The 8,234-nt window shown below is 44.5% G+C and carries 6 protein-coding genes; all 6 read left to right on the top strand.

The window, feature by feature from the left end; all coding sequences use genetic code 11:
• The first annotated feature begins 142 nt into the window (after nucleotides 1–142).
• Entirely contained in the window at nucleotides 143–1,147 is a 1,005-nt protein-coding gene (gene trpS, locus BUC07_RS07335; protein WP_073167943.1) for a tryptophan--tRNA ligase, read from the top strand.
• 101 nt (nucleotides 1,148–1,248) lie between these two features.
• Nucleotides 1,249–1,485, top strand: a complete 237-nt coding sequence (locus tag BUC07_RS07330; protein WP_073167911.1) for a DUF433 domain-containing protein — start codon at nucleotides 1,249–1,251, stop codon at nucleotides 1,483–1,485.
• The gene (locus BUC07_RS07325; RefSeq protein ID WP_073167909.1) at nucleotides 1,482–1,838 is read left to right on the top strand and encodes a DUF5615 family PIN-like protein; all 357 of its coding nucleotides are present in this window, start codon (nucleotides 1,482–1,484) and stop codon (nucleotides 1,836–1,838) included. The genes BUC07_RS07330 and BUC07_RS07325 overlap by 4 nt, the downstream gene beginning before the upstream one ends.
• Before the next feature lie 36 nt (nucleotides 1,839–1,874).
• Nucleotides 1,875–3,152, top strand: coding sequence for a Gfo/Idh/MocA family protein (locus BUC07_RS07320; RefSeq protein ID WP_175552486.1), 1,278 nt, complete (start codon nucleotides 1,875–1,877; stop codon nucleotides 3,150–3,152).
• A 26-nt stretch (nucleotides 3,153–3,178) separates the two neighbouring features.
• On the top strand, nucleotides 3,179–5,119 hold the full coding sequence (locus BUC07_RS07315) for a sialate O-acetylesterase (protein WP_083578147.1): 1,941 nt from the start codon (nucleotides 3,179–3,181) through the stop codon (nucleotides 5,117–5,119).
• Between the two features lie 618 nt (nucleotides 5,120–5,737).
• Nucleotides 5,738–8,200, top strand: coding sequence for a DUF4982 domain-containing protein (locus BUC07_RS07300; protein ID WP_073167937.1), 2,463 nt, complete (start codon nucleotides 5,738–5,740; stop codon nucleotides 8,198–8,200).
• Nucleotides 8,201–8,234 lie beyond the last annotated feature (34 nt).

Here is an 8,234-nt window from a genome sequence, read left to right as displayed (position 1 = left end):
TAACAAGCTTTTACCTTCTCTGAGGGTAAAGGTATTTTCATCCCCTTCCAGGGGTTATCCCAAAGCCACGTCCTCTGGGCGTGGTTTTTTACTTTGGGGCCGATTGTCTATTTTTGCATCCGAATTTGACAATCAGGAAAAAATGACAAATAAACCGACAGTTTTAAGTGGGATTCGACCCACAGGATATTTACACCTCGGCAACTATTTTGGGGCAGTGCGCAATTTTGTGCGCATGCAGGAAGATTTCAACTGCTACTTTTTTATTGCCGATATTCATTCACTCACCACGCACCCCACTCCAAAAGATTTGCAGTCGGGCGTGAAACAGGTGCTGGCCGAATATTTGGCCTGCGGTATCGACCCGGAAAAAGCCACCATTTACATCCAAAGCGATGTGCCGGAAGTGACCGAATTATATACTATCCTGAATATGAACGCCTACCTCGGCGAGCTGGAGCGCACTACTTCGTTTAAAGACAAAGCGCGCCAGCAGCCCGAGAATGTGAACGCCGGGCTCCTCACCTACCCGGTTTTGATGGCCGCCGACATTATCATTCACAAAGCCAATTTTGTGCCGGTGGGAAAAGACCAGGAACAAAACCTGGAAATGGCCCGCAAATTTGCCAAACGCTTTAACCGGATGTACAAAAACGACGTGTTCCCGATTCCGCGCCCCTACACGTTCGACGGAAAAGACATGATTAAAGTTCCGGGGCTCGACGGCAGCGGCAAAATGGGAAAGTCGGAAGGAAACGCCATCAACCTGTTTGAAGAGCCGAAATCGATTCGCAAAAAAGTGATGCGCGCCGTTACCGATGCCGGCCCCACCGAAATGAACCAGGAAAAACCGGAGCCGGTGCAAAACCTCTTTACACTGATGGAAATTGTTTCGGAACCCGATACGGTGCGGCATTTCAACGAATTATACAACAAATGCGAAATCCGTTACGGCGACATGAAAAAACAACTGGCCGAAGACATTATCAAATATACTACACCAATTCGCGAACGGATTATTGCGATTCTGGAAGATGATACGTATCTTGCAAAAGTGGCGAAACGGGGTGCTGAAAAAGCCCGCGAATCGGCTGCAAAAACATTACAGGAGGTAAAAAACGTGGTAGGATTCAAAAAACTGTTTTAGTACAGTTTCACACCCCATTTTAGCATAAGTGCCGGGCTGTTGCCCGGCTTTTTTTGTTTTATTTGAACTCTTAGTATTTCTGCGTATATTTGATAAAAAAGATGAAAGACAAATTATTAAACAGGATTACTTTAAACCCGGAAATCTGTCAGGGACGTCCCACGATCCGGAATACACGTTATACGGTGGACCTGATTTTGGATTTATTATCTGCCGGTATGACAACTGAAGAAATACTGGATGATTATCCGGCACTCGAAAAAGAAGACATTAATGCCTGTCTGGCATTTGCTTCAAAGCTGTCAAAAGTTAAAACCATTCACAGAATTGTGGCATGAAATTTCTGATTGATGCAAACTTACCATACAAATTGGCGCTTTTGCTCAAAAACAAAGGATATGATGTCATTCATACAGATAATCTGAAAAATAAAGAACGTACAACAGATAATGAAATCAGAAAAATTGCTTTGGAAGAAAACTATATTGTTGTGACCAAAGATGCTGATTTTTTTGATTCTCATGTGATAAAGAAAATTCCACCTAAATTATTGTTTGTGACGACTGGGAACATTGTCAATAATCAGTTATTGACGCTATTCGAAACTCATTTTGAAAAAATAATTGTTCTTTTCGAAAATTACGAGTTAGTCGAGTTAGACAATAAACAGATTATTGTACACGAAAAGTAGTTTTCTGTTATTGATTTAAAACTTAAACCTGTTATTATGAAACCAATGAACCGAAGAAACTTTGTGGCCTCCACAACTGCCATTTCTGCACTCACCATTTTAAAACCCTCCACTGTTTTCGGAAGCCGGGCCAATTCCACCATCCGTTTGGGAATAATCGGGTGCGGTAACCGCGGAACTGCCGTTATTTCGAGCATGGTTCGAAATGCCAATGCGCAAATTGTTGCCATGGCCGACCTCTTTAATTACCAACTCGAAAAAGCAAAGCCGGTGTTCGACAAACTGAACACCGACAACGGCGGCGTAGCCATAAACGAATCGCAAATATACAAAGGTCCCATCGCCTACATGCACCTGATAAACGATCCGAATGTAGATGCAGTGCTAATTTCGTCGCCCGCTTACACCCACCCCGATTTTCTGGAAGCTGCAGTTCAGGCAGGCAAACATGCTTATTGCGAAAAACCGGTTTCGCCCGATGTGGAAGGTTGCCGGAAAGTCATCCGCACCGGCGAAAAGGCTGATGGGAAAGTGAGTGTAGCCATCGGTTTTCAAATCCGCCATGCCACACCGTATGTTGAAATGGCAAATCGAATCCGTCGCGGCGATATTGGCGAAGTGGCAAATGTACAGTTGTACTACATTTCATCACTCAAAAAAGAACCGGTGCAGCCGGTTGGCGATTCTATGGATGAATTCATGATTCGTAACCACTTCTATTTTCGAGAACTTTCAGGAGGCATTTTGCTCGATCAGGGAATTCACATGCTGGATGTGTGCAACTGGGTGCTGAATGAGCATCCCGAAAATGCAGTGGGCAACGGCAACCGCACAGGTGGTGCCGATTATGGCAATACGTTCTCCAATTACCAGGCCATTTACGGCTACCCGGCCAACCGGAATGTGAGTATTCATTCCACGCAAATCGGGCCGGCGTTTAACGATGTGTGTGCCCGGTTTATCGGTACAAAAGGTATTGCCGAAGCACATTACAGCCGCGGGGTTTTTATCGAAGGTGAAAATCCGTGGGATTCAGGCGTTGTGAAAGGCGAACCGACTGAAGAACAACGGGCATCAGGCGCTTTTACCTCGGCACTATATGACTCCACTTCCAACAAAGTGAAAGCATTTATTGAAAGTATCGAGTTGGGCAACCTGATAAATGAAGCACACTCGGGAGCAAATTCAACGCTTTCGGCCATTCTGGGAAGAATGAGTGCCACAGCCAAAGAAGCCAAAACATGGGAGGAAATGTACTATTCAGGCCAAAAATTCAATTTAAATTTGAACATGGAACTGTTCCGCAATTTATGAATGAACTTTGAATAATTGAAATTCCAATGCCTAATAAAACCAATTTTATACTTTCAGTAATTCTTTTCTTTTTCACCATTACCGGTTTTGGACAGGTAAAACTTCCCAAACTGGTGAACGACGGAATGGTTTTACAGCGGGATACCGAAGTAAAAATCTGGGGATGGACGACACCCGGCAAAAAAGTTAAGGTTCATTTTTTAAATGATTTTTACTCCGCCACATCAAATGAAAAAGGCGAATGGAAAGTAAATCTCTCCAACCTGAAAGCCGGCGGTCCGCATACCATGCAAATCATTTCATCCGATACTATCACGCTGAATAGCATTCTGATTGGCGATGTGTGGGTTTGCTCGGGCCAGTCGCAAATGGATATCGACATGAACCGTGTGAGTCCGCTTTACGAGGAAGAAATCAGAAATGCAGGCAACGAAAACATCCGGTATTTTGCGGTTCCCACGGCCTACGATTTCAATTCACCGCAAAAAGATTTGCCCTCAGGGAAATGGGAAAACATCAGTCAGGAGAATATTCTACGGATTTCGGCTATTGCTTACTTTCTTGCCAATGAATTGTACCACCAATACCAGATTCCGGTGGGTATTATTCGTTCCAGCCTCGGTGGTTCGCCGGCTGAAGCATGGATAAGCGAACAGGCCATCAAAGAATTCCCCAATCATTATCAGGAGGCTCAAAAGTTTAAAGATTCGGAATATATCCGCCAAGTTGAGGCAACCGATCAAAAAAAATCCGCTGCCTGGTATTCAAAACTGAATCAAAAAGACAAAGGCTACCAAAACCCGAAATCCACCTGGCACCAACCTGACCTGGACGATTCCAACTGGCCGGAAATGAAAATTCCGGGTTACTGGGTCGATGAGGATTTGGGCATGGTAAACGGTGTCGTCTGGTTCCGGAAAACTATTAAACTACCTGCTGAACAGGCCGGAAAACCTGCCCTGCTAAACATGGGCCGCATTGTGGATGCCGACTCGGTTTTTGTAAACGGCACATTTGTGGGTTCGGTGGGTTACCAGTACCCGCCAAGAAGATATCAGATTCCTGAAAATGTTTTGGTTGAAGGTAAAAACACCATTGTTGTGCGCGTAGTCAGCAACAACGGCCGCGGCGGATTTATCCCCGACAAGCCTTACGAACTGCGGGCTGATGATTCTAAAATTGATTTAAAAGGAAAGTGGCGCTACCGGCTGGGAGCTGAAATGGAACCTGCACCGGGCCAGACTTTCGTTCGGTGGAAACCCACCGGCCTGTTCAACGGGATGATTGCCCCGCTAACCAACTTCTCCATTAAAGGAGTCGTTTGGTACCAGGGCGAATCGAATACCAACCGGCCCGATGAATATGCCAAACTGTTCCCCGCCATGATAAAAAACTGGCGGGAAAAATGGAACCAAGGCAATTTTCCGTTCCTGTTTGTTCAGCTTCATAATTTCATGAGAACCTACAACCACCCCACCGAAAGCAACTGGGCACGCACTCGCGAAGCACAGATGGAAGCGTTGGAATTGCCCAACACTGCCATGACCGTGGCAATCGACTTAGGCGAATGGAACGACATTCACCCGCTGAACAAAAAAGATGTGGCCAAACGCCTGGCACTCGCAGCGCGCAAAACCGCTTACAACGAAAATGATTTGGTAGCATCTGGCCCCATTTTTCAATCCATGAAAATCAATGAAAAAATGGCTGAACTAACATTTTCAAATGCAGGCAGCGGTCTTGTGGCAAAAGGAGGTGATAAGCTGAAACAATTTGCTGTAGCCGGAGCAGATAAAAAATTTGTGTGGGCAAAAGCAAAAATCAAAGGAAACAAAGTTATCGTTTGGAGCCCTGAAATAAAAAATCCTGTTGCCGTGCGTTATGCCTGGGCCGACAATCCCGAAGGAGCCAATCTTTATAACAAAGAAGGCCTTCCGGCATCACCTTTCAGAACTGATGACTGGTAAATTTTCTCAGAAAACTGCAAAACAGAAACAGGGAAAGCAAATTTAACTGGCAGATTTACGCCAGTAATTTCTCAGGCAATCTTCATGCCTGCTGATTATGGTTCTAATTTCCATAGAACTCATTCCCCTTGTCTTTTCAATCAATTCAAAAAGTGACATTTCACTGAATTCTTTTATTTTACAATCATCATGACAAAAATCGAAATTTCCATCAAGCAAAAGTTTATAAAAAAAGGTCTTCTCTTCCATTTCGCAGTTTATTTTTAACGACTTTTCCAATACAAAATTATTTAATTTTGTTAAATATAAATCAGGCAAAAAGCTGAAAGTTAATTCTCAAATTGCTTATATGTTTCTATCTAAAAACTGAGGTGTTGTACTGATTCCTGATTTATTTCGCAGCCTGGCAACTACTACGCCTATTTCGCGGCGTACGATTTTTAAAATTAAAATGATAACAAGAAAGGTGTTCAACAAAACAACAGAGCAAAATAAAAATTTCCAAAAAGCACACATTGACAGCAGGTCGTTTAAAATTCCGGTTATTTTTGTATGTGTTTGCAAGCATAAAGAAAAAATATCTCTTTGATTACAGTAATTATTCATAAACCTATTACCATGAAAAAAATTATTTTGACAATTCTTTCACTTTTGATTGCAACAATCAGTTTCTCTCAAAACAATACGCCCCGCACAATTCTTTCGCTGGAAGACAACTGGAAATTCATCAACCGGGATGTGGAAGGTGCTGAAAATCCTGAACTCACCACCGCAAACTGGGAAATTGTTTCGGTACCTCACGACTGGGCCATCAAAGGTCCGTTCGATAAAACAATTGATGCGCAAAAGGTTCGCGTGGAGCAGGACCTGGAAGAGGAAGCCCGGCTGAGAACCGGCCGTACCGGGGCTTTGCCGCACATTGGCGTGGGTTGGTACCGCAAAATTTTTGAGGTTCCTGAATTCGAAAAAGGCAAAAAAGTGTTGCTGACTTTCGACGGCGCCATGAGCGATGCCCACGTTTGGATAAACGGCGAAAAAGTGGGAAATCATCCGTACGGTTATGCCTATTTCTATTTTGATATAACTGATTATTTAAAAGAAGACGAAGAAAACCTGCTGGCAGTTCGTTTGGAGAACCTGCCCTTCTCATCACGCTGGTACCCGGGTGCCGGAATTTACCGAAAAGTCCAGGTAATTGTGAAGGATGAGGTGAATTTCAAACATTGGGGAACATTTATTACCACTCCTTTTGTTTCAGAAGAAATGGCACAGGTGAACATTAAAACCGAAGTAAATGGTGAAAATGTAAAACTGGTAACGGAAATCAAAGATGCGGATGGAAATATTGTGGCGACTTGCTCGTCAGAAAAAATGTTCGGAAACAAAATTGAGCAAAACATCGGTGTTCCCAATCCCAAGATCTGGAGCCTTGAAGAACCCAATCTCTATTTTGCCACCATGAAATTGTACCAGGGAAATGAACTGAAAGACGAACAAACCATCCGTTTTGGAATTCGAACTGTGGAGTATGAACGCGGGAAAGGCCTGGTATTGAATGGCAAAGTGACTAAATTTAAGGGCGTTTGCCTTCATCACGATCTGGGCCCACTGGGAGCAGCCGTAAACAGGGCGGCGCTCAAACGGCAACTCACCATTTTAAAAGACATGGGTTGCAATGCCATTCGTTCGGCTCACAACATGCCGTCGATAGAACAAGTGGAACTTTGCGACGAAATGGGAATACTGATGCTGGCCGAAAGCTTTGATGAGTGGGCCAAACCAAAAGTGAAAAATGGCTACAACCGCTGGTTTGATGAATGGGCCGAAAAAGATGTGATGAATTTGGTTCGTGCCACCAGAAATCATCCTTCCATAGTAATGTGGAGCGCCGGCAACGAAGTGCCCGACCAGTGGGGCAACGAAGGAGTAAAGCGCGCCAAATGGTTACAGGACATTTTTCACCGTGAAGACCACACACGCCCGGTAACGGTTGGAATGGATCAGGTAGCAAACACCATGAAAAACGGATTCGGAGCGATTTTCGACATCCCCGGCTTGAACTACCGCCTGCATTTGTACGACGAAGCTTACGACGTGTTTCCACAGGGATTTATTCTGGGCTCAGAAACCGCTTCCACAGTGAGTTCCCGTGGCATTTATAAATTTCCTGTGGAAAAATATAAACACAAAACATACGACGATTTCCAAAGCTCATCTTACGACTTGGAAGCCTGCCGCTGGTCGAACGTACCGGATGAAGATTTTGTGTGGCAGGACGATTACGACTGGGTAATTGGCGAATTTGTGTGGACTGGTTTCGATTACCTGGGCGAACCGACTCCTTATAACGAAGCCTGGCCTGCACGCAGTTCCTATTTCGGTATTTGCGATTTAGCCGGGTTGCCCAAAGACCGGTTCTATCTTTACCGCAGCCGATGGAATACCGATGATGAAACGCTGCACATTCTGCCGCACTGGAACCTGCCTGACCGGCAGGCAGGCTGGGAAAACCGCAAAGGCGAAATCACGCCCGTTTTTGTATATACCAACTACAACAGCGCCGAACTGTTTGTGAACGGAAAAAGCCAGGGCATTCAAACCAAAACAAAAGAGAAAACCAAACAACACCGCTACCGGCTGATGTGGATAGATGTGAAATACGAACCCGGAACGTTAAAAGTGGTGGCGTTTGACGATGACGGAAATCCGGTGGCTGAAAAAGAAGTGCACACCGCCGGGAAACCGCATCACCTGAAACTGGAAGCCGACCGCAGCGAAATTGAAGCCGATGGAAAAGACCTGAGCTACATTACCGTTTCGGTAGTTGATAAAGATGGAAACCTCTGCCCGACTGCCGACAACCAGCTCAATTTTGATGTTTCCGGTGCCGGAAAATTTAAAGTGGTTTGCAACGGCGATGCCACTTCTCTTGAAATGTTTCACAAACCCACGATGAAGGCTTTCAGCGGAAAACTGGTGGTAACGGTTCAATCGCTTGAAGAAGCCGGTGAAATTGAATTGAAAGTAAACGGGAAAGGATTGAAAACGGAAACAATAAAAATTCAGGCAACAAAAATGTAAGTTCATTTCGGTTATTCACCTTAATTCAAAATAT

The sequence above is a fragment of the Tangfeifania diversioriginum genome (assembly GCF_900141875.1).
Classification (GTDB): Bacteria; Bacteroidota; Bacteroidia; order Bacteroidales; family Prolixibacteraceae; genus Tangfeifania; species Tangfeifania diversioriginum.
This window is presented reverse-complemented; position numbering and strand designations above follow the sequence as displayed.